At 67.9% G+C, this 24,538-nt stretch carries 20 protein-coding genes and 3 tRNA genes; 13 read left to right on the plus strand and 10 right to left on the minus strand.

Translation table 11 applies throughout. From position 1 onward, the window contains the following. Positions 1–10: 10 nt before the first annotated feature. The 3 genes from QP609_RS14320 to QP609_RS14330 all read right to left on the minus strand — a co-directional run bounded on the left by QP609_RS14320 (position 11) and on the right by QP609_RS14330 (position 3,625). A complete protein-coding gene (locus QP609_RS14320; RefSeq protein WP_197621793.1) occupies positions 11–1,579 on the minus strand; it encodes an N-acetylmuramoyl-L-alanine amidase in 1,569 nt (522 codons plus the stop codon). A gap of 82 nt (positions 1,580–1,661) precedes the next feature. Then, complete coding sequence (gene tsaE / locus QP609_RS14325; RefSeq protein ID WP_197621794.1) at positions 1,662–2,144, minus strand: tRNA (adenosine(37)-N6)-threonylcarbamoyltransferase complex ATPase subunit type 1 TsaE; 483 nt, start codon at positions 2,142–2,144, stop codon at positions 1,662–1,664. Further along, positions 2,141–3,625: an NAD(P)H-hydrate dehydratase gene (locus QP609_RS14330; protein ID WP_180834962.1), complete on the minus strand. Its 1,485-nt coding sequence runs from the start codon at positions 3,623–3,625 to the stop codon at positions 2,141–2,143. Before QP609_RS14330 ends, tsaE begins: the two co-directional genes overlap by 4 nt. 23 nt (positions 3,626–3,648) lie before the next feature. Between QP609_RS14330 and queG the strand changes: the two genes are divergently transcribed. After that, positions 3,649–4,719: a tRNA epoxyqueuosine(34) reductase QueG gene (gene queG / locus QP609_RS14335; RefSeq protein WP_032956157.1), complete on the plus strand. Its 1,071-nt coding sequence runs from the start codon at positions 3,649–3,651 to the stop codon at positions 4,717–4,719. A gap of 44 nt (positions 4,720–4,763) precedes the next feature. Next, positions 4,764–6,095: an exodeoxyribonuclease VII large subunit gene (gene xseA, locus QP609_RS14340; protein WP_197621795.1), complete on the plus strand. Its 1,332-nt coding sequence runs from the start codon at positions 4,764–4,766 to the stop codon at positions 6,093–6,095. 656 nt (positions 6,096–6,751) lie between these two features. Here the strand turns inward: xseA and QP609_RS14345 are convergent. Further along, positions 6,752–7,648: a M48 family metallopeptidase gene (locus QP609_RS14345; protein WP_005417787.1), complete on the minus strand. Its 897-nt coding sequence runs from the start codon at positions 7,646–7,648 to the stop codon at positions 6,752–6,754. An 84-nt stretch (positions 7,649–7,732) separates the two neighbouring features. Then, complete coding sequence (locus tag QP609_RS14350; protein WP_197621474.1) at positions 7,733–9,619, minus strand: formylglycine-generating enzyme family protein; 1,887 nt, start codon at positions 9,617–9,619, stop codon at positions 7,733–7,735. A gap of 84 nt (positions 9,620–9,703) precedes the next feature. Between QP609_RS14350 and rnd the strand changes: the two genes are divergently transcribed. Beyond that, on the plus strand, positions 9,704–10,783 hold the full coding sequence (gene rnd / locus QP609_RS14355; protein WP_169410962.1) for a ribonuclease D: 1,080 nt from the start codon (positions 9,704–9,706) through the stop codon (positions 10,781–10,783). A 131-nt stretch (positions 10,784–10,914) separates the two neighbouring features. On the opposite strand, the gene QP609_RS14360 is transcribed toward rnd, so the two are convergent. Continuing rightward, entirely contained in the window at positions 10,915–13,245 is a 2,331-nt protein-coding gene (locus QP609_RS14360) for a TonB-dependent receptor (RefSeq protein ID WP_049419229.1), read from the minus strand. Between the two features lie 231 nt (positions 13,246–13,476). On the opposite strand from QP609_RS14360, the gene QP609_RS14365 reads away from it, so the two are divergent. Further along, positions 13,477–13,552 (plus strand) — tRNA-Ala (locus QP609_RS14365). Between the two features lie 61 nt (positions 13,553–13,613). Here QP609_RS14365 and QP609_RS14370 read toward each other — a convergent pair. Next, complete coding sequence (locus QP609_RS14370; RefSeq protein ID WP_180834959.1) at positions 13,614–13,787, minus strand: hypothetical protein; 174 nt, start codon at positions 13,785–13,787, stop codon at positions 13,614–13,616. A gap of 158 nt (positions 13,788–13,945) precedes the next feature. Here QP609_RS14370 and QP609_RS14375 point away from each other — a divergent pair, with 158 nt between their 5' ends. Beyond that, positions 13,946–14,431, plus strand: a complete 486-nt coding sequence (locus tag QP609_RS14375; protein WP_069116115.1) for a hypothetical protein — start codon at positions 13,946–13,948, stop codon at positions 14,429–14,431. Positions 14,432–14,437: 6 nt separating this feature from the next. Here QP609_RS14375 and QP609_RS14380 read toward each other — a convergent pair whose 3' ends face one another. Then, entirely contained in the window at positions 14,438–15,199 is a 762-nt protein-coding gene (locus tag QP609_RS14380; protein ID WP_049442395.1) for an SDR family oxidoreductase, read from the minus strand. Between the two features lie 132 nt (positions 15,200–15,331). On the opposite strand from QP609_RS14380, the gene QP609_RS14385 reads away from it, so the two are divergent. Next, the gene (locus tag QP609_RS14385; RefSeq protein ID WP_032956167.1) at positions 15,332–16,174 is read left to right on the plus strand and encodes a methylated-DNA--[protein]-cysteine S-methyltransferase; all 843 of its coding nucleotides are present in this window, start codon (positions 15,332–15,334) and stop codon (positions 16,172–16,174) included. Positions 16,175–16,256: 82 nt separating this feature from the next. Here QP609_RS14385 and QP609_RS14390 read toward each other — a convergent pair whose 3' ends face one another. Then, on the minus strand, positions 16,257–17,282 hold the full coding sequence (locus QP609_RS14390; protein ID WP_197621475.1) for an NADP-dependent oxidoreductase: 1,026 nt from the start codon (positions 17,280–17,282) through the stop codon (positions 16,257–16,259). A gap of 334 nt (positions 17,283–17,616) precedes the next feature. On the opposite strand from QP609_RS14390, the gene QP609_RS14395 reads away from it, so the two are divergent. From QP609_RS14395 to dxs, 7 genes are all read left to right on the plus strand, one after another. Beyond that, a tRNA-Phe gene (locus QP609_RS14395) sits at positions 17,617–17,692 on the plus strand. A 72-nt stretch (positions 17,693–17,764) separates the two neighbouring features. Continuing rightward, positions 17,765–17,840 (plus strand) — tRNA-Phe (locus QP609_RS14400). A 142-nt stretch (positions 17,841–17,982) separates the two neighbouring features. Next, positions 17,983–18,534 carry a lipocalin family protein gene (locus QP609_RS14405; RefSeq protein WP_197621476.1) on the plus strand — a complete coding sequence of 184 codons (552 nt, stop codon included), beginning with the start codon at positions 17,983–17,985 and terminating at the stop codon, positions 18,532–18,534. A gap of 165 nt (positions 18,535–18,699) precedes the next feature. Next, complete coding sequence (locus QP609_RS14410; protein WP_014647826.1) at positions 18,700–19,176, plus strand: LEA type 2 family protein; 477 nt, start codon at positions 18,700–18,702, stop codon at positions 19,174–19,176. Positions 19,177–19,240: 64 nt separating this feature from the next. Further along, on the plus strand, positions 19,241–21,031 hold the full coding sequence (locus tag QP609_RS14415) for an acyl-CoA dehydrogenase C-terminal domain-containing protein (protein ID WP_014647827.1): 1,791 nt from the start codon (positions 19,241–19,243) through the stop codon (positions 21,029–21,031). A gap of 416 nt (positions 21,032–21,447) precedes the next feature. Beyond that, positions 21,448–22,113 carry an HNH endonuclease gene (locus QP609_RS14420; RefSeq protein ID WP_032956174.1) on the plus strand — a complete coding sequence of 222 codons (666 nt, stop codon included), beginning with the start codon at positions 21,448–21,450 and terminating at the stop codon, positions 22,111–22,113. Between the two features lie 105 nt (positions 22,114–22,218). Next, positions 22,219–24,126, plus strand: a complete 1,908-nt coding sequence (gene dxs / locus QP609_RS14425) for a 1-deoxy-D-xylulose-5-phosphate synthase (RefSeq protein ID WP_032956193.1) — start codon at positions 22,219–22,221, stop codon at positions 24,124–24,126. A gap of 139 nt (positions 24,127–24,265) precedes the next feature. Here dxs and QP609_RS14430 read toward each other — a convergent pair whose 3' ends face one another. Further along, entirely contained in the window at positions 24,266–24,469 is a 204-nt protein-coding gene (locus tag QP609_RS14430) for a hypothetical protein (RefSeq protein WP_005417823.1), read from the minus strand. Positions 24,470–24,538 lie beyond the last annotated feature (69 nt).

The raw sequence follows: 24,538 nt of genomic DNA on the forward strand, positions 1-24,538 counted from the left end.
CTTCGGCGGCTTACTTGCTGCCGCCGGCCATGGTGCCGGCCGCGTCGATCTCGGCCTGGGCGCGGGCCGCATACAACGTCCCCGGCGGCGGCTGGCGGCTGAAGAAGGTGTGCACGCCATCCAGCACGGCGCCAGCGATCTTGCGCTGGTACGCCGGGTCCATCAGGCGGCGCTCTTCATCCGGATTGGAGATGAACGCGGTTTCCACCAGCATCGCCGGCATGTCCGAGGTGCGCAGCACCGCGAAGTTGGCGCGCTCGATGTTCGGCTTGTGGTTGTTGCCGATCCGCTTCAGGCCGCCCAGCACGTGGCCGGCCGCGTCTTCGGACGCCTTCATGTAGCCGCTCTGCGCCAGGTCCAGCAGCACGTTGGCCAGGGTGCCTTCGGTCTGCTGCAGGCGCACGCCACCGACCAGGTCGGCCGCGTTTTCCTTGTCCGCCAGCCAGCGGGCGCGCTGCGAAGAGGCGCCCTTGGTCGACAGCACGTAGACCGATGAGCCCGTGGCCGAGCGGTTTTCGGCCGCGTCGGCATGGATCGAGATGAAGATGTCCGCCTTGTTCGCGCGCGCCTTCTGCGCACGCATCGGCAGCGGAATGAACACGTCGCTGTCGCGCGTCAGGTAGGCCTTCAGGCCTGGCGTGGCGTTGACCTGGCGGGCCAGCTCGCGCGCCACTGCCAGAGTGACATCCTTCTCGCGCTTGCCGGTCGGGCCGATCGCACCCGGGTCCTGGCCGCCGTGTCCGGGATCGATCGCCACCACCAGGTGGCGCATGCCGGCCTGCATGCGGATACGCGACGCATCGCTGGGCATGACAGGACGCGGCCGTTCCACCGGCGTCGGTGCCGGTATAGGCACGGTGGCCGGCGGCGTGGTCACCACCGCTGCGGTGCGCTGGCCGGCGAGGATCGCGGCCGGCGAGGACGACGGCGTGCTGCTGGCGGTGACACCGGCCGCAGCAACCTGGGCCGGCGCGGTGGTCGGTGCCGGGGTCGGCGTGGCCGGTGCGGCGGCAGTGGCGCTGGCCTGCTGCTGTACCTGTGCGGTCAGCAGGGCCGTGGCACGCGCGGCATCGGTGCGCGACTGCGCGCTCTCGGCCGGAGTCGGTACAGGTGCAGCTCCCGCCGCGGGCGCCTGCGGCTGCACGGCTGGCGTCGCCGCCGGGCGGCTGCTGGCCACGGCCGGGCCATCGCCCGGCCATTCGATCACCAGCTTGGATTCATTGCCCTCGCGCTGCATCTGCGGGCGGAACGGCGCCACCGATTCGGCGAGGTCGAAAACGACGCGGAACGTGCCCGGGACCGGCTGTCCGGTACGCACCGCCGTGACCACGCCCTGCGCGGCCGGCATCTTCAGGTTGCGTATGGCGCTGGAGTCGGGGAAATCGACCACCAGGCGGTTCGGGCCGGCCAGCGACAGGGTCTTGTAGCCGCCACTGCCGACCAGCGAGATCTCGGCACGGGTGCCGGTAGCGCCGGTGTTCAGCAGGACCTGTCGGACTTCACCCGCCCACGCACTGACGCTCGCCAGACCCAGTCCGACGGCGGCACAGATGGCGATGAGACGGTTCCCCGGGCGCATGGCTCAGGATTCAATCACCGCGCTGAACGGAATGCAACACCTTTTTCCTTAATAATCCGTAACCTGCCGGTCTTTGTTCTCGTCAGCCGACAGAAATGGCCTGCAAGTCGCCCCCTTGCGGCAGCCGTTCCAGCCATTCATGTCCTGCGTCGCTGGCCCCAGTGAGACGGACGCGTCGTCCCTGCCCCTCGATCTCCAGCGCCACCACCAGGTCGGTCGGCGGCAGCGCGCCGGCGCCCCGTTCCGGCCATTCGACCAGCCACAGCACCGCGCTGCCCTCGTCCAGGCCGAGGAAATCCAGCTCACCGGCCTGGCCGATGCGATACAGGTCCAGGTGCCACGCCTCGCCGCCACTGGCCAGCGGATAGCGCTCGACCAGGGTGTAGGTGGGGCTGCGGATCGCGCCCTGCACGCCCAGCGCGCGCAGCAGCGCGCGGGCCGTGGTGGACTTGCCGGCACCCAGGACGCCGCGCAGTTCGATCAGCGCCTGCGGCGGCCGGGTGGCCGCCAGCCACTGCCCGAGCAGTTCGGTGGCGTCGCTGTCGGCAAGGAAGAATTCGGTCATGGGGAGAGGTCCGGGTTGGCCAGTCGCCGCAGCGGCGCCAGCAGATCAGTAGGAAGCAGGCCGCGCGCGCCATCGGCGGCAGCTGCATCGCCCGCCAGCGCATGCAGCAGCGCGCCCGCGGCCGCGGCATCGAAGGCCGCAAGGCCCTGCGCGCGCAGGCTGGCGATGATGCCGGTGAGCAGGTCGCCCATGCCTCCCACGGCCATCCCTGGGTTACCGGCAGCGATCAACCGGGGCGTTTGCCCAGGCGCTGCCACGATGCTGCCAGCGCCCTTCAGCACCACCACGGCATGGAAGCGCTCGGCCAGCATGTGCGCACAGGTGTAGCGGTCGGCCTGGATTTCAGCCGTGCTGCAGCCGAGCAGGCGCGCGGCCTCGCCCGGGTGCGGTGTGAGAATGGCATCGGGCAACGCGCGCGGATCCTGCGCCAGCAGGTTCAGGGCATCGGCATCGACCACCAATGGCTTGTTGCTGGCCAGCACCCGCGCAAACAAGGCGCGTGCCCATTCGTCCTGGCCCAGACCGGGCCCGATCGCCACCACCTTCGCCTTGTCCAGCAGCGCCGGCAGCACATCGCCATCTTCCAGTGCATGGGTCATGGCCTCGGGCAACCGGGCCAGCAGTGGACCGACGTGGTCGCGGCGGGTGCCCAGGCTCAACAGCCCCGCACCCGCGCGCAAGGCGGCTTCGGCCGCCATCGCGATGGCACCGCCGCTGCCATGGTCGCCGCCGACGCACAGCACGTGCCCGGATTCGCCCTTGTGGGTATTGGCGCGGCGCGGTGGCAACAGGGCCCGCAACCGCACCTGCGTCCAGTGCTCCGCAGCGGGTACCACGCCTTGCCAGGCCGCCGCGGGCAACAGCAGGGGCGCCAGGACCTTCTGCCCGCAATGATCCAGCGCATCGCCGGAATACAGCCCGCGATGCGCCACGATGAACTGCAGGGTCAGTGCAGCGCGCACTGCTACGCCCGGCACCGCCCCACGGTCGGCATCGACGCCACTGGGAACATCCAGCGCCAGCACCGGCGCAGTCTGCGCGTTGAGCGCGGTAATCAACGCCTGCGCCGTACCCTCCGGCGCGCGATCAAAGCCCAGCCCGAACAGGGCATCGACCCAGACGTCGGCCTCGGGCAGCATGCCGTCGAAATCGGTGATGGTGCCGCCGCCGGACCTGAATTCAGATGCTGCACGCTGTGCCAGCGCGGTCGAGGGCGGCCTGCCCGGCAGGGCGATCACTGTCACCTCGCGCCCGGCCTGCAGCGCGTGACGGGCCAGCACATGGCCATCGCCCCCATTGTTGCCAGCGCCGACCACCACGCCGATCCGCCGCGCCTGCGGCCAATGCTGCAGCAGGCACTGCCAGGCGGCCTGGCCGGCCTGCGCCATCAGGCCCCAGCCGCCGTCGGCGGCCAACGCCGAGGCCTGCGCATCAAGCGCACGCGCGGCAGCGGAATCGAACAGATCGGCAAGGTTGGCCATGCAGGGATTTTATACTGGTGCACATGTCCCCCGCCCCCACCCCTGTCGATCCGGTCCAGGCCGTGCAGCGCATCCGCGAACTGGCGCGTGCGCATGGCTTCCAGCGCTGCGGCATCGCTGGTATCGAACTGGGCGAGGATGAAGCGCACCTGGCCGACTGGCTGGGCCAGGGCCTGTACGGCACGATGGACTGGATGGCGCGCCACGGCACCTTGCGCGCGCGACCGGCCGAGCTGCTGCCCGGCACCGTGCGCGTGATTTCAGTGGGCATGGACTACAGCCACAAGGACGACACCGAAGCCTGGGCGACCCTGGCCGACCCGGGCCGCGCCTACGTGGCGCGCTACGCGCTGGGCCGCGACTATCACAAGCTGATGCGCAACCGCCTGCAGAAGCTGGCGACGCAGATCAACGATGAAGTAGCGCCACTGGGCTACCGCGTGTTCGTCGATTCCGCCCCCGTGCTGGAACGCGCACTGGCGCGCAACGCCGGCCTCGGCTGGATCGGCAAGCACACCTGCCTGATCGACCGCCATGGCGGTTCATGGTTCTTCATCGGCGAGATCTACATCGACATCCCGTTGCCGATCGACACGCCGGCCACGGCGCACTGCGGCACCTGCACGCGTTGCATCGATGTCTGCCCGACCCAGGCCATCACCGGCCCGCAGCGGCTGGACGCGCGGCGCTGCATTTCCTACCTCACCATCGAGCACGACGGCGCCATTCCCGAAGACATGCGTCCGTTGATCGGCAACCGCATCTACGGCTGCGACGACTGCCAGCTGGTCTGCCCCTGGAACAAGTTCGCCAAGCGCACCGACGAAGCCGATTTCCGCGCGCGCAACAACCTCGATACCGCGCGCCTGGACCAGCTGTTCGCCTGGGACGAGGCCGAGTTCCTGCGCCGCACCGAGGGCAGCCCGATCCGCCGCAGCGGGCACGAGCGCTGGCTGCGCAACATCGCCGTGGCACTGGGCAACGCACCGTCCTCGGCCGAAGCATTGGCCGCGTTGCAGACCCGCGTCGATGATCCCTCGCCGCTGGTGCGTGAACACGTGCAGTGGGCGCTGGGCCAGCACACGGCGCGCTGACGTGCGATCCTGAGCCCCCGCTCCACCCGCAGCACGCCGTTCCCATGCAGCCACGCAACAACGACATTTTCACCCCCAGCCAGCTCAACACCCTGGCCCGCGACCTGCTGGAAGGCAGTTTCCCGGCGATCTGGGTCGAGGCCGAACTGGGCAGCGTGGCGCGTCCTGCCTCCGGTCACCTGTATTTCACCCTGAAGGACGCGCGTGCGCAGCTGCGTGCCGCAATGTTCCGGATGAAGGCGCAGTACCTGAAGTTCGTGCCGCGCGAAGGCATGCGCGTGCTGGTGCGCGGCAAGGTGACCCTGTACGACGCCCGTGGCGAGTACCAGATGGTGCTGGACCACATGGAAGAGGCGGGCGAAGGCGCACTGCGCCGCGCCTTCGAGGAACTGAAGGCACGGCTGGAGGCCGAGGGCCTGTTCGACCCGGCGCGCAAACGGCCACTGCCGGCGCATGTACAACGTCTGGCAGTGATCACCTCGCCGACCGGCGCCGCCGTGCGCGATGTGCTGAGCGTGCTCGGCCGCCGTTTCCCGCTGCTGGAAGTCGACCTGCTGCCGACCCTGGTGCAGGGCAGCAGCGCCGCCACGCAGATCACCCGCCTGCTGCAGGCGGCCGATGCCAGTGGTCGCTACGACGTGATCCTGCTGACCCGCGGCGGCGGTTCGCTGGAAGACCTGTGGGCCTTCAATGACGAAGCCCTGGCCCGTGCGATCGCCGCCAGCGACACCCCAGTGGTTTCGGCGGTCGGCCACGAAACCGACTTCAGCCTCAGCGACTTCGCCGCCGACCTGCGTGCGCCGACGCCTTCGGTGGCAGCTGAACTGCTGGTACCCGACCAGCGCGAACTGGCCCTGCGCCTGCGCCGCACGGCCGCGCGCATGGTGCAGCTGCAACGGCATGCGATGCAGCAGGCGATGCAGCGCGCCGACCGCGCCCTGCTGCGCCTGAACGCCCAGAGCCCGCAGGCGCGGCTGGACTTGTTGCGCCGACGCCAGCTGGATCTGGGCCGGCGCCTGCATGCTGCGTTCAACCAGCAGCAGGAGCGTCGCGCCGCGCGCCTGCGTCATGCGGCGGCAGTGCTGCGCGGGCACCATCCGCAGCGCCAGCTCGATGCGATGCAGCGCCGTCTGGCTGCCCTGCGCGGGCGGCCGCAGGCCGCGATGCAGCGCCTGCTGGAGCGCGATGCACTGCGACTGCGCGGACTGGCGCGTTCACTTGAAGCAGTCAGCCCGCTGGCGACCGTGGCGCGTGGCTACAGCATCCTGACCCGCAGCGATGACGGTACGCTGGTGCGAAAGCTTGATCAGGTACAGTCCGGTGACGCCCTGCAGGCCCGCGTCGGCGACGGCGTGATCGACGTACAGGTCAAGTAAGGGGCGTTCGGCAGGGCTGCGCCCTGCACCTGCGGTAGTGCCGGCCGCTGGCCGGCAACCTCAACAGCAACAGCAACAGCAAAAGCGGCTCTGGATTGCTGATGGTTTGGCGGGGCGGTGTGGCTGTGCAGGACACGCCGTAAACCCCGCTGCGCGGTCCGGCCCAGCCGCCGGCGGCTGTGCGTTCGGGCGCTTGCGAAGCAGTGCTTCGCAAGCAAAGCGCCCTCACCCTTGGGGGCTCGATGGCGCCAACGGTACTGCACAGCCACACCGCCCCACCTCTGACAGATTCCGATGACTGTTGGTAGGTGTCGAGCTTGGTCGACACGGTAGATCCACGCCATGCGTGAATGCATCTCTGCCAGATGGCGAATCAATTCGGGGTCAGATCCGATTTCCTACGGAAAACGGATCTGACCCCAAGAGCATTTCCGACAGACCGCAGCAAACTGTCGAAGGCGGGGTGGGTCCGGTTGCGGGAGTGTCCGCGGCATGGATGCCGCGGCCAAGCCCCCATGGAAGGGTTTACGGCGTCTCCCGCAACCGGACCCACCCCGCCTACCCCCAGGAAACCCGCTTCCGCTGTTGCTGCTGCCGGCCAGCGGCCGGCACTACCTACCGCGGGTGCAGGGCTGCAAGCCCTGCCGCCCCTCCCCCTACTTCGCCTGCTCGCAGAACTTCTGCCGGTACTCGAGCGCCTTCGGCATCAGCGCCTGCAGGTTCTGGATGCGGGTACCCGGGTTCGGGTGGGTGGAGGCGAACTCCGGCGGCGCCTGGCCGCCACTGGCCTGGCCCATGCGCTGCCACAGCGGCACCGCCTCGCGGGGATCGAAGCAGGCCGCTGCGGCCAGCATCAGCCCCACTTCATCGGCCTGCGTCTCGTGGCTGCGCGCATAGGGCAGCAGGTAGCCGTAGCCCATCGCCGACATCATCATCTGTTGCTGCTGCGCATCCATGCCGCTGGCGGCACCAGCCATCTGCCCGATCTGGGTCAGCTTCTGCTGCGCCATCCGCTGTGCACCATGGCGTAGAAGCGCATGGGCGATCTCATGGCCCATCACCACCGCCATCGCGTCACGCGTACGCGCCACCGGCACCAGGCCGGTGTAGACCGCCATCTTGCCACCCGGCAGGCAGAACGCATTGGCCTGCTCGGACGGGATCACATTCACTTCCCACTGGAAATCCCGCGCGAAATGCGCCGGCTGCACGCCGTGCTCCTGTGCCAGCGCGGTCTCCACCACGTCCACCTTGGCGATCAGGCGCTGGGCGATGTCGCGCACATCACGCGCGATCGGCGCATTCGGATCCATCGGCCGTTCCTGCGACAGGATCTGCTGGTAGGCCTGCAGCCCGAGCGCGGTCTCCTGGCGCGCATCCAGGCTGCTGTCGATCATCACCTTCTCGCCAGTGTAGGGATCGACCGTGCGATTGGAGAACCAGTAGAACACCGCATAGCCCGCTGCCAGCAGCAGCACCCACCAGCGGATGTTGCCGAACAGGCCGCGCCGCTGCGGGCCTTGCGGCGAGCGGGAAAAGGGATCGTTGCGCATCGGTGTCTTCCAGCAGGCCCCGCCGGCCGGCGGGCACGGCGCAATCTTAGTGCGCGGACGCCAGCAGCGGGTGAAGCCCGATGCTCAGATGCCCCGCACCAGACGGAAGCCGATGCGCGCGTTGGTGGTGTCCGAGTCCTGCGATTGCCGCCAGGCCGCACGGGTCTGCTCGGGCGCATTGGCCCAGTTGCCGCCCCGGATCACCCGCGACCGGCAGCCCGGGTTGAACCAGGCGACACCATCGGACGGCGCACGCCGGTAGCTGGCATGCCAGCAGTCGGCCACCCACTCGCTGAGATTGCCAGCCATGTCGTGCAGGCCGAAGGCATTGGCCTGGAAACTGGCCACCGGCGCGGGCCCCCACCAGCCATCGCCATAGCCGACGAAGGCGTTGTGCCAGTGCCGCCCCGAGGGCGAGACATCCTTGCTGCCGGTGAAGTTGCCAGCGCCGGGCGGCGGCGTGCCGGCGTCGCCCCACGGATAACGGCCACTGCTGCCGGCACGCAGCGCGTACTCGAATTCGGCCTCGCTCGGCAGCCGGTAGCTGCGTCCTGTCTGCTCGGACAGCCACGCCGCGTAGTTTTCGGCATCACGCACGCTCACATGCATCACCGGCGAATTGCCCAGTGCGCGCGCGCCATCGTAATCGGAACGCCAGTCCACACCGCTGCGGCGGATGAAATTGCCGCTGCGCTCGTCATAGACCACCGAGTGGCCGCGCCGGGTCGCACGCGGCCGCGCATTGGTCGACTTCACATAGCGCTCGAAATCACTGATCGTGATCTCGGTGATCGCCATCGCAAACCCGCGGTCGAAGCGCACATAATGCGAGGGCCGCTCGGCATCGCTGGCACCGGGCTCGGCATCACCCGCGCCCATCTGGAAGCCACCATGCGGCACCACGATCATCTGCGGGCCGCGCCCGCCATCGCGCATGGCGTCGCTGAACACCTGCCCGGGACGGAAGCTGCCGTAATGGGTGGCCAGGTCGATGCGTTCGCGCAACTGGGCCACCACCGCATCCCCTGGCAAGGCGATGCGCAGGGCCTCGGCCAGCTTCTCGCGCGCCGGCTTCAGGCCCTGTGGCGTCGCCAGTTCGCGAAGGCCATCATCGCGCAGCTGCAGCAGTGCCGCCGCGCGGATCTGTTCGATACGTTCGAAGGCATCGGCAATGGCCGGTGATGAGTCACGGACCTTGCTGGCCTCGGCCAGCCAGGTGCCGGCGCTGGCAAAGTCACGCACCCGCGCCGCGTCCTCGGCACGGCGGATCAGGCCACTCTCGGCCGCCGCCAGGCCCTGCCGTGCCCGGCTGTTGTGTTCATCCAGGGCCAGCGCTTCACGGAAGTTGCCGATCGCGCCGTCACCGTCCTCACCGATCCGCCCCGAACGCAGGTCTTCCTCGCCGGCACGGTTGTAGGCCACCACGCGCTGGGCGAGCTCCACCCGTCCCTGCAGCGCGCGAACCTTCTCATCCTTCGGCGCCAGGGTCAGCAGCACCAGTGCCTGGCGGCTGGCCTCGGCCAGCGCCTCGCGCTGCTGCAGCGGCCGGACCAGCAGGGCATCGGCCTGCTGCTGAAGGCGCTGGCGGGCGCGCTGCAGGCCGTTGCGGGCCTGGCGGTCATCCGGGTCTTCTTCCTGCACCGCCAGCCACAGCGGAACCGCCGCGTCGGCGTCCTCGTACAGGCGCCCTTCGGCGAACGCCTTCTCGGCCGCGCGACGCAGCTGGGCCAGGCTGCGCCCCTGCCGATCGACCCGCGGTGGCGTCCACCGCTGCACATCCTCGGCGGCATCCTCACCGGCGATGGTGACGCTGCCCTGCGCCGCCTCCGGCGTCGCGTCCGCCTGCATGCCTTGCTGCGGCCGTGCGTGTTCGCCAGCAGCCGGTCCCGGCTCCGGCGTCGCCGAGGGCGACGGCGTGCAGCCGGCCAGGGCCAGGGCGGTGCACAGCACGGACGACAGCGGAAAACGCAAGCAGGATCTCCTTCGGCACGGATGCGGACCGACGTTAGGCTATTCTCCCCTGCCTGAGCAAACCCGAGTAGTAGGCCCTGACCCGTGGCAATCTGGATCACCACCCCCGCCGAGCTGGATCCGTACTTCCAGCAGCGTCCGGCCCGCATCGGCCTGGACACCGAATTCATCCGTGAACGCACCTTCTGGCCGCAGTTGGCCTTGGTGCAGATGGCGGTCGGGCAGGACATCCTGCTGATCGACCCCCTGATTCCCGGCATGACCGAGGCGCTGGCGCCGTGGCTGGCCGATGAATCGATCGTCAAGGTGATGCACAGCGCCAGCGAAGACCTGGTCGCCTTCAAGTGGGCCTGCGGCGTGTTGCCACGTCCGCTGTTCGACACCCAGATCGGCGCCTCGCTGGCCGGCATCGGTGGCGGTATGGGCTACCAGAAGCTGGTCGCGGAAATCACCGGCGTGGCGCTGGCCAAGGGCGAAACCCGTTCGGACTGGATGCGCCGCCCGTTGTCCGAGTCGCAGCTGCAGTACGCCGCCGACGATGTCGAGCACCTGTTCGCGCTGCATGACGCCATCGATGCCAGGTTGCAGGCGCTGGGCCGCCAGCAGTGGCTGCACGACGACGGCGAGCGCCTGCTGGCCAGCGTCGCCAATGACGAAGACCGTTGGCCGCACCTGGCGATGCGCTCGGCGCAGTTCCTCGACACGGCCGCACAGCATCGGCTGCTGCGTCTGCTGCGCTGGCGCGATGTGCAGGCACGCAGCAGCGACCGCCCGCGCAGCTGGATCCTGGACAACGAACTGGCCGCCACGCTGGCACGCACGCCACCGGCCGATGCCGCCGCACTGGGCAAGCTGTTCGAACAGTTCCCGAAGGCACCGCGCAAGCTCGCGGGCGCTGTGTGGCAGGCGCTGGATACGCCGCTGGCCGATGAGGCCGAAGCACCGCTGGCGCTGCCGGCCAACGACAGCAACAAGCAGGCACTGAAGAAGCTGCAGGACGCGGTTGCCGAGCGCAGCCGCGAACTGGGCCTGCCGGATGGCGTATTGGCCTCACGCAAGCACCTGGAAAGCTATCTGGAACGCCGCCAGTGGCCGGCCGCACTGGCCGGCTGGCGCCAGCAGGAACTGGAATCGCAGCTCCAGGCGCTGCTGCCGGCACGCTGAAGCACCGGGCGCGGCGCCGGATTGCATTCCCGCCGCCGTCGAACGCAACAAGAAGGGCGACCCGGATCACCGGGCCGCCCTGCGCACTCCAGCAGTGCGAGGGTGGGACCGCCCACCCTCGCGGCAATGCCTTACCAGTTCATGTTCAACGAGACACCGACGGTGCGCGGTTCGTTGTAGACCGCGGCCATGTAGTTCTCGATCACACCCTTGAGGTTCTTCTCGTTGGTGATGTTGCGCGCGAACAGCGCCACTTCATAGGCACCGTAGTTGCCCGAGTAGCCGATCTTCAGGCCGCCCTCGAAATCACCCTTGGAGTTGAACTCCTTGCTGTCGTACAGCACGAAGCTGGTGTAGCCCTGCTTGTTCCAGTCGGTGGACACGAACATGGTGCCCGCGTCGCTGACCGGGAAGTCGTAGCGGGCGGCCAGGTTGACGTTGTACTTCGGCGCGTTCGGCAGCGGGTTGCCGTCGATCTGCGCGAAGGTGTTGGCACCGACCTTGATGGTCGGGTCATTCACCGTGCACACCACCTTGCCGTTGAGGCCGCAGACCTGCGCGTAGACGCGCTTGTCCTTGATCTCGCTGTGCAGCAGGCTGACGCCGGCGCTCAGGGTCAGGTTCGGGATCGGGCGCAGCTCCATGTCCGCTTCGAAACCGTAGGCCTTGGCCTTGTCGGCATTGAACAGCACGCCGTTGCCGTCCGAATCGTTGCCGTTGAGCTGGATGTCATTGACGGTGTAGGTGAACGCGGTGGCGTTCAGGCGCAGGCGGTTGTCCCACAGGCTGCTCTTCACGCCGGCTTCCCAGGACAGGATGGTCTCGGAATCAGCGGTGGTGAAGTCGGCATTGAACACCGCCGAACGGCCCTGGATGGTCGGGCCGCGGAAGCCGCGTGCGACCTTCGCATAGACGCTCACGTCCGGCGTGATCTGGTACATCGCGCTCAGATCCCAGCTCGGGGTGGTGTCGGACATCTTGACGTCGGTGCGGCCCTTGTAGGTCACCACGCCGGCGGCGGTGTCAGCGGTCTTCAGCAGGCGGGTGTGCTTCTCGTCCTTGGTCTGGCGCAGGCCGGCCGTGACGGTGAACTTGTCGGTGAAGGCGTAGCTCAGCTGGCCGAAACCGGCCCACGAGGTGTTCTTGTTGCGCAGTCGCACCCAGTTGTTCGGGTTGCGGGCCGCACCCTGCAGGAACCACGCACGCTGGTAGAAGTCGGTGGTGTCGCTGCCGTTGAAGTAGAACGCACCGGCCTGCCACTGCAGGGCGCTGTCGTCATGGCTGGCCAGGCGGAATTCCTGGGTCCACTGGTCCAGATCACGGATGCGGCCCATCGACTGGCCGTAGCCGTTCGGCACACCGTTCACCGGGAAGTTCACCGCCGCGCCGCCGTCGGTGTCGCCACGGCTGTAGCCGGAGGTGGTTTCGTAGGCGGTGATCGAGGTGAAGTCGATCGCGCCGAAGTCGTAACGCGCCTTCACCGAGCCACCGTAGGTCTTGTAGGCCTGCGGGTTGTTGTCGGCTTCGTCGTAGGCGACCTGGTCGCGCGGCACGTCGGTCTTGTTCGAGCCCTTGGTCAGCGCACCACGCAGGAACAGGGTCGAGGTGCCTTCGTAATCACGGGCGTGGGCCGAGGCCAGGATCGAGAACTGGTCGCTCGGGGTCAGCAGCAGCTGCGCGCGCACGTTGCGGTCATCGAAGCCGCCCATGGCGTTCTTCTTCGGGCTGACCGTGCCGTCAGCGCTCGGGCCCCTGTAGGTGTTGTCGACGTAGTCGTCGCGGTGCTGGTACAGCGCCGACACGCGGAACGAGGCGATGTCGTTGATCGGGCCGCCAAAGCCGCCGTCGATCGACACGCTGTTGTAGGTCGCATAGCTGGCGCTGACGCGGCCGGTGTAGTCCTGGGTCGGCTTCAGCGTGTCGAACTTGATGATGCCGGCGGTGGTGTTGCGGCCGAACAGCGAGCCCTGCGGGCCGCGCAGCACTTCCACCTGGTCCACGTCATAGACCGGGTTGGACTTCAGCACCACATGTTCCAGCACCACGTCGTCCTGGATGATCGACACCGGCTGCGAGGCACCCAGGTAGAAGTCGATGTTGCCCAGGCCGCGGATATAGAAGCGCGGGAAGATGCGGCCGGTGGTGGTTTCCGCATACAGGCTCGGCACGCGGCCGGACAGCGCCAGCAGGGTGTCGTCGCCGCCGGCGGTGAAGTCGCGCATGCGCTCGCCCTGCACCACGCCCACCGAGACCGGCACTTCCTGCAGGTTCTGCTCGCGGTGCTCGGCGGTCACGGTGATCGTGTCCAGGCCCGTCGGGGTCGGCGCGCTGTCCTGCGCGGCGGCACCAAAGCTGCCGACCAGGGCCAGGCCGGCACAGGCCAGGGCCAGCGGATGGCGGCGGAAGGAAACGAAGGAAGACGACATACCCGACAGGCGGCGGGAATCGGAATGGGAGGGCATGGAATGCTCTGAGGAGGCGTCCGTGCGGCCTGCGCGAGCCGGGCGGCAAAAAGGAGGAGAACTGCGCAAGCCGCCATTATCCCCCAAATTGTTACGATTTCGTTGCACGGCATCCGGGCCCGACAAACCGGACGGTTTCGGCACAGTGCACGCCTTCATGCCACGCCGTCCGGCACATCCCGGGTCGGCTTGGCAAGGCGCAGCCAGTTGGCTACACTGAAGCCCTGCCGTGGGGCCATAGCTCAGCTGGGAGAGCGCGTCGTTCGCAATGACGAGGTCAGGAGTTCGATCCTCCTTGGCTCCACCACTCATAAAGAAGACCCGCCGATCGTCGCGATCTGCGGGTTTTTTCTTGCATCGATCACGAGTCAGGCAGGTTCCTGATCCCCGTCCTTGCGGCGTGGACCACGCGAATGCGTATCACGCACCTGCTGATCGCGCTGCCCCGGCCGCTGCTTTGCCACGTCCTCCTGCGCCCTGTCCTGACGGCTTTCCTGTACGCCCTGTTCCGGATCGCCAGGGTCTTTGTCGCGCTCGCTCATCGAAGTCTCCTGTGCCGGCAAAGGCCGATCAGGACTTCACGCTAGAGGCTGCGCAGTGATCCGCAGGTCAGGCCCGCGCGAACAGCGTGTGCAGTTCCGCTTGCCGCCGCAGCCCACGGCTCTGCAGAATCCGGACCAACATGCCCAGCCAGTCCGCGATGTCACCTCCCGCCCAGCACGCCGCGCGTACGCTGCCAATGCGCCTCGATCCAGCGGACGGCAGCATCCAGCTCGGCCACCTGACGACGTTGATCTGCCCCACCCTGTCACTGGAGGAGGCGCGCATCGCCTTCGCCACGCTGATGCATGGCGAGCGCGATTCCGGCACCGGCTATCACTGGCTCAGCCTGCACCGGCTCATTCTGGGCGGTGCGCCCGCCGGCATCAGCCTGTGCTTCCACGGGCAACAGCTCGACATGGTGACGATCAGCGTCGATCTGCCGGGTGCGACACTGGAAGACGGCTGGCCGACCCAGGTCGCGATCGATGCCGAAGTCGCTTTCATGCGTCGCACCTTGGCCACGGCTCTGGGGCGCAAACTGGCAGGTGGCCGCGCCCGATTCGACTGGGGCGAGGCATGGGCCCGGTTCGACCCGAAAGGCTTCATGGCCAGCAGCGGTATCCGCTACACGCCGCGCTCATGACGCCGCTCAGGTACGGGTGATCGACACTCCACCTTCAACACGCATCGCGGTACCGGTAACGAAACTGCTTTCATCGCTGGCCAGGAACAGCGCCGCGTTGGCGATCTCCTCCGGCTCGGCCATGCGCTTGAGCGCGTGCAGCGAGCGCACGAAGTCGCGGGCATCGCCGGTGGGTGCGGCCTGCCGGCCCATCTCGGTATCGGTACCGCCAGGCAGCAGCACGTTGCTGCGTACGCCACGCGCGCCGTACTCGGCGGCGATCACCTGGCTCAGGCCGATCAGTCCGGCCTTGCTCGACGCGTAGGCGGCCATACCCGGGAAGCCCACGGTATGGCCGACAAAGGTACCGACAAACACCAGCGAGCCGCCCCCGCGTGCCAGCAATGCCGGCAACTGCGCGCGTGCGGCATGGAAGGCGGCATCGAGATTGGTGGCCATCACCTCGCGCCATGCATCCGCCGGGAACTCCGCTGCCGGCACGCCGGGGCCGAGCATCCCGGCATTGTTGAGCGCGATGTCCAGGCCTCCGAATGACTGCTGGGCCAGATCGACCAACGCCTGCGCCGTGCCCGGCTCGGCCACGTCGGCGGCATGCACCACCACCTCGCCGCCGCCGGCACGGATCTGCTCGGCCAGTGCGTGCAGCGGTTGCGGCCGACGCGCATTGAGCACCAGCTTTGCCCCTTCGGCGGCGAAGCGCAGCGCACTGGCGCGGCCAATGCCGGCGCTGGCACCGGTGATGAGAGCGATCTTGTTGTTCAGGCGCATGAGAGTGGTACCGGTTGTGGAGTGGCCGCCACGATGCCGCGCCTCCGGCCCACCAACACTCCGTTTCCGGGCCTCGCGGCCAGGTGCAGGAAACGGAGTTTCCGCAGCACCGGCACGTGCCAGAATCCGCCCATGGACAGCACCACCACCACCGCCCTCGACGCCCGCGTCGAACGGGTCTGCCGCCATCTGCAGGCCAGCCTCGACGAGCCCTCGCTGCAGGAGCTGGCCGACATCGCCGGCTGCAGCCCGACGCGCCTGCATCGCCTGTTCAAACAGGCCACCGGGCTGACCCCCAAGCAGTACGCTGCCGCGCTGCGCGCCGACCGCCTGCGCACCGGGCTCGAACAGCAGGAGCGCATCACCGATGCCTTCCACGATGCCGGCTTCGGTTCCAGCGGGCGCTTCTACGAGAACGCACCGAAGTTGCTGGGCATGACTCCCAAGCAATGGCGCGCAGGTGGTCGCGGCGAAGTCATCCACTTCGCGCTTGCCGAAAGCTCACTGGGCAGCGTGCTGGTGGCCAGCAGCGGGACCGGCGTGGTCGCGATCCTGCTCGGCGACGATCCGGAGGCGCTGCTGCAGTCACTGCAGCAACGCTTCCGCCAGGCCGAACTGGTCGGTGCCGACCACGGCTATGAGCAACTGGTGGCACAGGTGGTGGGCCTGGTCGAGGATCCCTCGCGAGGCGCCACACTGCCGCTGGATATCCGCGGCACCGCCTTCCAGCAGCGGGTATGGCAGGCGCTGCAGCAGATTCCGCGCGGCCAGACCGCGTCGTATGCGGATATTGCCGCGCATATCGGTGCACCACGCTCGAGTCGTGCGGTGGCACGTGCCTGCGCGAGCAATCCATTGGCGGTAGCCGTGCCCTGCCACCGCGTGGTGCGCCGCGACGGTGACCTGTCCGGCTATGCCTGGGGCGTGGCGCGCAAGCGCGAACTGCTGCGCCGGGAAAAGGTCGCCAACGGCTGACGCCACCCGATAGCCGCCGACCTTGGTCGGCGCACCCAGCTTCCGGTAGTGGCCGACCTTGGTCGGCACACCCGCCAAGCACTCAATCCAGCTTCACCACCAGCTTGCCGAAGTTGCGCCCCTGCAACAGCCCGAAGAACGCCTCCGGCGCCTTCTCCAGACCTTCCACCACATCCTCGCGGTACTGGATGCGGCCCTCGCGCAGCCACTGCAGCATCTCGCGTTCGAAGTCCGGCCACAGGTGGTTGAAGTCGTGCACGATGAAACCACGCACGGTCAGGCGCTGGCGCAGGATCTGGCTGAACAGTGACGGCAGCCGATCCGGGCCAGGCTGCTCGACGCCCCGCTCGTTGTAGGTAGCGATGGTGCCGCAGACCGGAATGCGGGCGAAGTCGTTGAGCAGCGGCAGCACCGCATCCAGCACATGGCCGCCGACATTCTCGAAGTACACGTCGATGCCCGCAGGCACTGCCGCGCGCAGCTGGTCCGCAAAATCAGCCACGCGATGATCCAGCGCCACGTCCACGCCCAGCGTCTGCAGATAGGCACGCTTGGCCTCGCCACCGGCGATGGCGACCACGCGCGCGCCCTGCAGCTTGGCCAGCTGCGCCACGGTCGCGCCCACCGGCCCGGTCGCGGCGGCTACCACCAACGTCTCGCCCGGCTTCAGACGGGCGATTTCATGCAGGCTGGAATAGGCGGTGAAGCCGGGCATGCCATATACCCCCAGCGCCGTACTGAGCGGCAGCCCGGCCGGATCCAGACGACGCCCCAGCGCCTTGGCCGGCAGCACCGCGTGGGTCTGCCAGCCACCCGGCGCCAGCACCAGCTCGCCTGCGGTTACGCCCTCGGCCTTGGATTGCAGCACCTCGGCCACGGTCTGGCCTTCCATCACCGCCCCTACCGCCACCGGCGCGGCATACGACGGGCCCTCGTCCATGCGTCCTCGCATGTACGGGTCCAACGAAAGGTAGCGGTTGCGCAGCAGCACTTCGCCATCGGCCAGTGCCGGCAGCGCAACCTGTTCCAGGCGGAAATCGGCTGCACTTGGCGCCCCCTGCGGACGCGAGGCAAGCACGATGCGGGACGCGGTGGAGGAATCGGACATGGCCAGGTCTCTGCTGTTGCCAGCATCGGGAAAGGACTGCCGACACTACGCTGCGGCGATCCCCGATGGCGGCCACGAAAACAGCGTTCCATTGTCCGGACCCGCGCGGGTCCGGCGCACCCCCTGCCCTTGCAGCTTTGGCGAACGCGGCGACCTGCTGATTTCCACCGCAGACGACAATCGATGGGGCACGCCCCGCCCCACAACGGAGGATCAAACACTTGCGAGCGCGCAGAGGGCAATGTGAAGAAATCTTGGCAAAACGCTTGCCGAAGGCAGCCGACCTCCGTAATATACGCGTCCTTGGCAGCGACCTCGCTGCAACGAAACATGTGGCCGAGTAGCTCAGTTGGTAGAGCAGGGGATTGAAAATCCCCGTGTCGGCGGTTCGATTCCGTCTTCGGCCACCACTTTCGAAGGCCTGCAGAAATGCGGGTCTTTTTTTTCCGGAAACCGCACTCACCGCGGTAGCCACACAATTTGGCCGAGTAGCTCAGTTGGTAGAGCAGGGGATTGAAAATCCCCGTGTCGGCGGTTCGATTCCGTCTTCGGCCACCATCTTCAGAGACCTGCAGAAATGCAGGTCTTTTTTTTATTCGCGCTTCGCGCAAGCGGCGACCACCGTGGCTCGGTTGACGAAACATTTACACCGGCACGGGCCGCGGCACCTACGCTCCAGGCTCCTGCCTGGAGCCTGCCGATGCATCTGCGCCCCGCCCTGCTCGCCTGCCTGCTGCTGGCCGACTTCCCGGTGATCGCCACTGAACCGGTGCGCGCGGTCGAGCACCTGGACATTGATCGCTACGCGGGCCAATGGCACGAGATCGCGCATCTTCCAGTCTCGTTCCAGAAGCAGTGCGTGGGCGACATCACCGCCAACTATGGCCTGCGCCGCGACGGCCGCATCAGCGTCACCAATGCCTGCCGCAAGGGTGACGGCGAGCGCGTGGTCGCCGAAGGCGTGGCACGCCCGGTGGCCGGCCATCCCGGGCAACTGCAGGTGCGCTTCGTCCCCGACTGGCTGAGCTGGGCGCCCCTGGTCTGGGCCGACTACTGGGTGCTGGCGCTGGACCCGGACTATCAATGGGCCCTGGTCGGCGAACCCGGCCGCAAGTATCTGTGGATCCTCTCGCGCCTGCCGGAGATGGAGCGCGACCGGTTCGAACAGTTGAAAGCCAAGGCCGAGTCGATGGGGTACGACCTCGGGCCACTGCGCCTGATGGCCCCGCTGCGCGAACCCGCGGCCGACTGAACCGCTTCGCATCCGGCGCATCGTGCGCGCGCCATCCGGCGTTGTGCATGCCCGACCGCCATCTTCACGCGCTACCCTCTGCGGACGGGTCGCTCCGGGCGATCCATAAAACCATACGCCGTAGTATGCTTACCCCAACGCACCCCCTCCAGAGGACTTGCGCCCATGCTCCACCGCTTCCGTACCGCCTTGATCGTCCTGTGCACCCTCGCCCTTGTTGCCTGCAGCAACGGCATCGTCAAGCGTGTTTCGGAACCGGCGGCCAGCCTGCAGCAGCTGACCGTGCGTGCCGACGGCAACTGGACCGTGGCCCTGCGCCTGCAGAACTTCAGCTCGATGCCGATGACCTTCGATGATGTCTCACTGGCGCTGACCGTCGGCGACAGCGATGCCGGCACCCTGCAGGTCAAGCCCGGCATCTCCATCGGCGGCACCTCCGCCGACGTCATCAATGTCGACCTCGTGCCCAGCTCGACCGCGCGCCTGGTGGTGGCCGACGCGCTGGCCAGCAACCGCACCCTGGCCTACGCCCTGAAGGGAACGGTGGCGGCCACGCCGCAGGAAAAGAAGCAGCGCAGCTTCGACATCAGCAGCCGCAGCACCCTCAACCAGGCCCCCGGCCTGCCCGGCGTGCTGCGCTGAACCCGCCTTTCGTCGCGGCGCCCGGCGCCGCTCCCCTCTGCCCTGATCAAATCGAGACGTACCGATGAGCAGCTACACCGCCCCGCTTTCCGACCTCCGTTTCGCCCTGCACGACGTGCTCAAGGTCGAACCCCTGTTCGCCCGCCTGGGCTTCACCGACGCCACCGCCGACGTGGTCGATGCCGTGCTGGAGGAAGCCGGCCGCTTCAGCGCCACCGTGCTGGCCCCGCTCAACAGCGTCGGCGACGAGATCGGCTGCGTACTCGACCAGGCCACCGGTGAAGTGACCACCCCGCCCGGCTTCAAGCAGGCCTACGACCAGTTCGTCGATGGCGGCTGGACCGGCCTGACCGCCTCGCCGGAGCTGGGCGGCCAGGGCCTGCCGCACACCTTGGGGGTGCCGCTCAACGAAATGATCAACGCCGCCAACCTGGCGTGGGGCAACTTCCCGCTGCTCTCGCACGGCGCCATTGAAGCGCTGAAGCAGCACGGCGAGGCGTGGCAGCACGACGCCTTCCTCAAGCCGCTGATCGAAGGCCGCTGGACCGGCACGATGTGCCTGACCGAGCCGCACTGCGGCACCGACCTGGGCCTGCTCAAGACCAAGGCCGAGCCGAACGCCGACGGCAGCTACTCGATCACCGGCACCAAGATCTTCATCACCGCCGGGGAGCACGACCTGACCGGGAACATCGTGCACCTGGTGCTGGCCAAGCTGCCCGACGCCCCTCCGGGCGCCAAGGGCATCTCGCTGTTCGTCACCCCGAAGTTCAAGGTCGACCGCGATGGCAACGTCGGCGAGCGCAATGCACTGCGCTGTGGCTCCATCGAACACAAGATGGGCATCAAGGGGTCGGTCACCTGCGTGATGAACTTCGATGGTGCGCAGGGTTACCTGGTCGGCCAGCCGCACAAGGGCCTGCAGGCCATGTTCACCATGATGAACACCGCGCGCCTGGGTGTCGGCCTGCAGGGCATCGGCCTGTCCGAGCGCGCCTACCAGAACGCACTGAAGTACAGCCGTGAGCGCCTGCAGTCGCGCGCCCTGAGCGGCGCCAGGTTCCCGGACAAGCCGGCCGACCCGATCCTGGTCCACCCGGACGTGCGTCGCATGCTGCTGACCGTGAAGTCGCTGGTCGAAGGCAGCCGCCTGCTGGCGCTGCATGCCGCCACCCTGATCGACATCGCCCACCACGCCCAGGATGCCGCCGAGCGCGAGCGCGCCGACACCCTGGTGAGCTTCCTGACCCCGATCTCCAAGGCCTGCCAGACCGAATGGGGCATCGAGAACACCTACAACGCCCTGCAGTGCTTCGGTGGCCACGGCTACATCCGCGAGCACGGCATGGAGCAGCTGGCCCGAGATGCACGCATCACCACGCTGTATGAAGGCACCACCGGCATCCAGGCGCTGGACCTGATCGGCCGCAAGACCGCATCCAGCCAGGGCGCCGGCCTGAAGCTGATGCTGGCCGAGATCGAAGCCTTCGCCAAGGAACACGAGGGCAACGAAGCGCTGGCCGAGTTCATCGGCCCGCTGCGCGCCAAGGCCGCCGAATGGGGCAAGCTGACGATGGACGTGCTGCAGCGCGCGGCCGCCAATCCCGACGAACTGGGCGCGGCCAGCTACGACTACCTGTTCTATTCGGGTTACGTGGTGCTGGCCTACTGGTGGGCCCGCAGCGTGGCCGCCGCCGATGCCAGCGCGCACGGCGCCGCCTTCGCCCAGGGCAAGCGCGAGACCGCACGGTTCTACTTCGCCCGCGTGCTGCCGCGCACCCTCAGCCACGCCGCCGCGATCCAGGCCGGCGCCGCGCCGCTGATGGCCATGGACGACGAGCGCTTCGGCGCCTGAGCCGGGCTTCGCCCGGCACCCGCGGTAGTGCCGGCCGCTGGCCGGCAACCGCAACAGCCGGCTTCCTGCGGGATGGCGAGGTGGGTCCAATTGCGGGGGACGGCGCACGCCACCGGACCCACCTCGCCTTCGACAGATTTCCGCTGCTGTAGATCCACGCCACGCGTGGATGAGAACCCCTGAAATCCTTCTGGAGAAGAGCCCCCTTTTGTTAAAGGGGGCGCGCCGACAGGCGCGGGGATTAGGAAGAATGCGCGGGCAACCCAGCGCGCCGACGGCGGGCTGGGTTGCTAAAGGGGGCGCACCAACAGGTGCGGGGGATAGGAGGAATGCGCGGACCTGAATCATTGCGATTTGGGTTTCGCCCTCCGGGCGATACCCAAATCGCAATGATTCAGGTATAAGCTGTTCTCCCGATGGAGACAGACACTACACGCTTGGGTCTGATCGAAGCCGGAGCTCCGTTTTCTGCTCCGGGCGCCGAAGCATCGCCCAACGCCACGACGCTGCATCGCCCCGGTTCGGTCCGGCTGCTCTCGCTTGATGCCCACGGACGCGTACTGGACTGGATCACTTGGCAGGATGCGGCCTGCCTCTACGCCCGCGAGGCGGTGGCCTGGACGCTCGGCGACCCCTGCCTGCACATCCACGGCGGCACCAACCGTTTCAGCGGCCTGCAGAGCGGCATGGACCTGCACCCGATCATCGCCGCCCGCGGCCACGCCCGCTCCCGTGCGATCGACCCGACGCCGAACCTGACCAACCAGGCCCTTTTCGCCCGCGACGCCCATCTGTGCATGTACTGCGGCCAGCAGTTCAGCCGCCCCACGCTCACCCGCGACCACGTCATGCCGCTGTCCAAGGGCGGCCTGGACTGCTGGGAAAACGTGGTCACCGCCTGCTTCCACTGCAATTCGCGCAAGAGCGACCGCACCCCGCAGCAGGCCGGCATGCCCCTGCTGGCAGTGCCCTACCGGCCCAGCTGGATCGAGCACCTGATCCTGTCCAACCGCAACATCCTGGCCGACCAGATGGCCTTCCTGAAGGCGCAATTGCCCAAGCGCTCGAAACTGAGCACCTGAACGCCTGAAAATGCAACCCTCACCGTCCTGTCACGGACGGCGGCGTTTGCTTGCCCCACCCCCGTTTGAGGGCGAAAATGGGCGTTCAGAAAAAGTGCGAACATGATGATCGACTCTGCCCGCTATCCCCGCCTCGCGCGCATCCAGACGCCGGATGACCTGCGCACGTTCGACGAATCCGAATTGAGGGCGGTTGCCGACGAACTGCGCGCCTACCTCATTGAATCGGTGGGCAAGAGTGGCGGTCACTTCGCCGCCGGCCTGGGCGTGATCGAACTCACCGTGGCCCTGCACTACCTGTACCAGACACCGCACGACCAGCTGGTCTGGGACGTCGGCCATCAGACCTACCCGCACAAGATCCTGACCGGCCGCCGCGACGAGATCCACACCGTCAAGCAGAAGGACGGCATCGCGCCGTTCCCGAAGCGCGAGGAAAGCGAGTACGACACTTTTGGTGTCGGCCACTCCTCGACCTCGATCTCGGCCGCACTGGGCATGGCCATCGCCCGCCAGTCCGAAGGCGACGACCGCAAGATCGTGGCGGTGATCGGTGACGGCGCGATGACCGCCGGCATGGCGTTCGAAGCGCTGATGCACGCTGGCGGCATGGAGCCGGAGCCAAACCTGCTGGTGATCCTCAACGACAACAACATGTCGATCTCCGAGGCCGTGGGCGGCCTGACCAAGATGCTGGGCCGCGCCACCGGCAGCCGCACGCTCAACGCGCTGCGCGAAGGCGGCAAGAAGATTCTCGGTGACAAGAAGAACAATCCGGCACGCTTCGTGAAGCGCTGGGAAGAACACTGGAAGGGCATGTTCGTGCCTTCCACGATGTTCGAGGAAATGGGCTTCCACTACACCGGCCCGATCGACGGCCATGACATGCCGGCCCTGCTGTCCACGCTGAAGACGCTGCGCGCCTCCAAGGGCCCGAAGCTGCTGCATGTGATGACCACCAAGGGCAAGGGTTACGAGCCGGCCGAGGGCGACCAGATCGGTTACCACGCCGTGGGCCCGTTCGATCCGGACAAGGGCCTGGTGGCCAAGGCCGGGGCCAAGAAGCCGACCTACACCGATGTATTCAGCGACTGGCTGTGCGATGCCGCCGCCGCCGAGCCGCGCCTGTACGGCATCACCCCGGCGATGCGCGAAGGCTCCGGCCTGGTGCGTTTCAGCAAGGAATACCCGCAGCGCTATTTCGACGTTGCGATTGCCGAACAGCATGCGGTCACCCTCGCCGCTGGCATGGCTACCCAGGGTGGCAAGCCGGTGGTGGCGATCTACTCGACCTTCCTGCAGCGCGCGTACGACCAGCTGGTACATGACGTGGCCATCCAGGACCTGGACGTGCTGTTCGCGATTGACCGCGCCGGCGTGGTCGGCCCGGACGGTGCGACCCATGCCGGCAACCTCGACCTGAGCTTCCTGCGCTGCGTGCCGAACCTGGTGGTGATGGCACCGTCCAACGAAGCCGAGTGCCGGCAGATGCTCAGCACCGGCCTGCAGCACCCGGGCCCGGCCGCCGTGCGCTACCCGCGCGGTACCGGCACCGGCGTTGCAGCCGGCACCGACCTGTCGACCCTGCCGATCGGCAAGGGCGAACTGCGCCTGCAGGGCAGCCGCATTGCCCTGCTCGCCTTCGGCAGCACCGTGGCCGCCGCCGAGCAGGTCGGCCGCGAACTGGGCCTGAGCGTGGTCAACATGCGTTTCATCAAGCCGCTGGACCGCGAGCTGGTGCTGGCTGTCGCCGCCCAGCATGAGGGCCTGGTGACGATCGAAGACAACGTGGTGGCCGGTGGCGCCGGCTCCGGTGTTGGTGAACTGCTCAATGCCGAAGGCGTGCTGCGTCCGATCCTGCACCTGGGGCTGCCCGACAGCTACCAGCACCATGCCAGCCGCGAAGACCTGCTGGCCGAAGCCGGCATCGACGCCGCCGGCATCCGCGCTGCTGTGCTCAAGCGCTGGCCGCAGCTCGCCGCAGGTACCCCGCCGCTCAGCGCGGCAGGCTGAGGCCGATCACCACCCGGTAGATCCACACAGGGCGCAATGGGCGCGGACAGCGTCCGCACCCTCCAGGCTCGAAACGCGTAGATCCACGCCATGCGTGGATGATGGAATTCCGGGTGCCTGCCTTGGCAGGCACCCGCGCTCAGCCGTAACTGACCGCTTCGACGAACGCGCCGCTGGCTTCCACGCGCACGGCCGCACGCTGACCGGTGTCGACAAAGTGCAGGCGGGCCAGAGTCTCGGCGAAGTCGTAGGCGCGGGCGCCATCGCGGAACTCGATCGGCTCCGGCCGGTCCGGATGCAGCACGCGCCACTGGCGCTGTTCGCATTGCAGGCGGATCAACATGCAGCTCACTCCTTGAGACAGCGTATCGACGGCGGAGGGATGCCCATGCCGGTTATGGCACACGGCACC

This window comes from Stenotrophomonas sp. 8(2023) (assembly GCF_030345295.1).
Classification (GTDB): domain Bacteria; phylum Pseudomonadota; class Gammaproteobacteria; order Xanthomonadales; family Xanthomonadaceae; genus Stenotrophomonas; species Stenotrophomonas muris.

Bases quoted from the DNA above. Each gene is read 5' to 3' on its own strand.
- QP609_RS14320 (WP_197621793.1), bottom strand. From the start codon at position 1,579: ATGCGCCCGGGGAACCGTCTCATCGCCATCTGTGCCGCCGTCGGACTG.
- tsaE (WP_197621794.1), bottom strand. From the start codon at position 2,144: ATGACCGAATTCTTCCTTGCCGACAGCGACGCCACCGAACTGCTCGGG.
- QP609_RS14330 (WP_180834962.1), bottom strand. From the start codon at position 3,625: ATGGCCAACCTTGCCGATCTGTTCGATTCCGCTGCCGCGCGTGCGCTT.
- queG (WP_032956157.1), top strand. From the start codon at position 3,649: ATGTCCCCCGCCCCCACCCCTGTCGATCCGGTCCAGGCCGTGCAGCGC.
- xseA (WP_197621795.1), top strand. From the start codon at position 4,764: ATGCAGCCACGCAACAACGACATTTTCACCCCCAGCCAGCTCAACACC.
- QP609_RS14345 (WP_005417787.1), bottom strand. From the start codon at position 7,648: ATGCGCAACGATCCCTTTTCCCGCTCGCCGCAAGGCCCGCAGCGGCGC.
- QP609_RS14360 (WP_049419229.1), bottom strand. From the start codon at position 13,245: ATGCCCTCCCATTCCGATTCCCGCCGCCTGTCGGGTATGTCGTCTTCC.
- QP609_RS14370 (WP_180834959.1), bottom strand. From the start codon at position 13,787: ATGAGCGAGCGCGACAAAGACCCTGGCGATCCGGAACAGGGCGTACAG.
- QP609_RS14375 (WP_069116115.1), top strand. From the start codon at position 13,946: ATGTCACCTCCCGCCCAGCACGCCGCGCGTACGCTGCCAATGCGCCTC.
- QP609_RS14380 (WP_049442395.1), bottom strand. From the start codon at position 15,199: ATGCGCCTGAACAACAAGATCGCTCTCATCACCGGTGCCAGCGCCGGC.
- QP609_RS14385 (WP_032956167.1), top strand. From the start codon at position 15,332: ATGGACAGCACCACCACCACCGCCCTCGACGCCCGCGTCGAACGGGTC.
- QP609_RS14390 (WP_197621475.1), bottom strand. From the start codon at position 17,282: ATGTCCGATTCCTCCACCGCGTCCCGCATCGTGCTTGCCTCGCGTCCG.
- QP609_RS14405 (WP_197621476.1), top strand. From the start codon at position 17,983: ATGCATCTGCGCCCCGCCCTGCTCGCCTGCCTGCTGCTGGCCGACTTC.
- QP609_RS14410 (WP_014647826.1), top strand. From the start codon at position 18,700: ATGCTCCACCGCTTCCGTACCGCCTTGATCGTCCTGTGCACCCTCGCC.
- QP609_RS14415 (WP_014647827.1), top strand. From the start codon at position 19,241: ATGAGCAGCTACACCGCCCCGCTTTCCGACCTCCGTTTCGCCCTGCAC.
- QP609_RS14420 (WP_032956174.1), top strand. From the start codon at position 21,448: ATGGAGACAGACACTACACGCTTGGGTCTGATCGAAGCCGGAGCTCCG.
- dxs (WP_032956193.1), top strand. From the start codon at position 22,219: ATGATCGACTCTGCCCGCTATCCCCGCCTCGCGCGCATCCAGACGCCG.
- QP609_RS14430 (WP_005417823.1), bottom strand. From the start codon at position 24,469: ATGTTGATCCGCCTGCAATGCGAACAGCGCCAGTGGCGCGTGCTGCAT.